The sequence below is a fragment of the Pseudomonas sp. CG7 genome (genome assembly GCF_023701885.1).
GTDB lineage: Bacteria > Pseudomonadota > Gammaproteobacteria > Pseudomonadales > Pseudomonadaceae > Aquipseudomonas > Aquipseudomonas zanjanensis.
Genome location: NZ_JABAEE010000132.1, coordinates 9,521 through 10,850 on the forward strand (window position 1 = coordinate 9,521; position 1,330 = coordinate 10,850).

Annotated in this window: 1 protein-coding gene; it reads right to left on the reverse strand. The window is 64.1% G+C overall.

Features of this window, described 5'->3' with window-relative positions; genetic code table 11:
* The coding region (locus HGO40_RS29385) for an MATE family efflux transporter (RefSeq protein ID WP_250965905.1) at nucleotides 1–1,088 on the reverse strand (1,088 nt) is incomplete at its 3' end.
* Nucleotides 1,089–1,330: the final 242 nt, after the last annotated feature.

Genomic DNA, 1,330 nt, shown 5'->3' on the forward strand with positions numbered 1-1,330 from the left:
AGCATGATATGCAGCAGGTGTTCGGCCTGGATCCGCGCCGCCGGGTCAGTGATGAACAGCCCCAACAGCCAGTGGGACAACAGATAGCCCAGCAGCACCAGCCCACCGGTGAGCCAGAGGTTGATCGCCAGCCCCGTGCGCAGGATCGGCCCCAGGCGCTCCAGGCGTCCGGCGCCGATGGCCTGGGCGCCGAGGATCGCGGCGGGGATGGCAGGCGACAGCGCCGGAAACTGCGCGTAGTTGACGATCTGCGTCACCGCGCCGTAGGCCGCCGTGGCCTCGGAACCGTGGCGATTGACCAGCGCGAGGATCACCAACTCCGACAACGAGATCACCACCATCTGCAACCCTGTGGGCAGGCCAATGCGCAGCACTTTGCCGAGGATGTCCTTGTCCAGGCGCATCGCCGCGAACAACGCACGGTCCGGCGCCAGGGCATGCTCGCGACGATTCAGGCGCCACGCCAGCATCAGCATCGCCGACGTCGTCCCCACCAGCCCCGCCCATGCCGCGCTCTGGATGCCCATCTGGGGCAAACCCAGCCAGCCGCGAATCAACGCCGGCGTGAGCAGCAGCCCGACACTGGTGGACACCAGCAGCGCCAACATCGGTGACACCGTATCGCTCACCCCGCGCAGCAGTTGGGTGAACAGCACGAATACCAGCAACATCGGCAAGATCCACAGCATGACCCGGGCATAGGAAACGGCGTCCTCCAGCACATCGGCCGGCGTGCCGAGCCCCTGCAACGCCTCCCGCGCAAAGACACTGCCAAGCACCGCCGCCGCCAGGCCGATGATCGCCCCCAGCAATAAGGTCGCCCCGGCAATCGCCTTCACCTTGCCGGTTTCGCCGGCGCCATAGGCCTGCCCGATCAACACCCCGGCCCCCGCGCCCAGGCCGATCACCAACGCGATAAAGAAAAACACGATGGGAAACATGCCCGACACCGCTGCCAACGCCTGGGTCCCCAGCATCTGGCCGATGTAGATGCTGTTGAGCGTGCCGGACATGGACTGCAGGAAGTTGGACAGGACCATGGGAAGCAGGAACAGGAGATAGGTTTTCCAGAGAGGCTGGGTGGGCATGGGAGCTCTGATGGCAGGTTTGAAAATCCGGGTGCCGGTAATTTAGCTCAATCCATACAACTCGTTTCAGAAGATTCGGCGCAGGCTGCTCTTATGGCTCTTATGGCTCTTGTGGCTCTTTTTCCCCTGTGGCTCATCTCGATCACTGCATCAACGGGCCATGGACCTCTATAAGAGAAAATACACATGTCAGAGAGCAGGGGAGTGGGAGTGGGGGGGGGGGGGGGGGGGGGGGGGGGGGG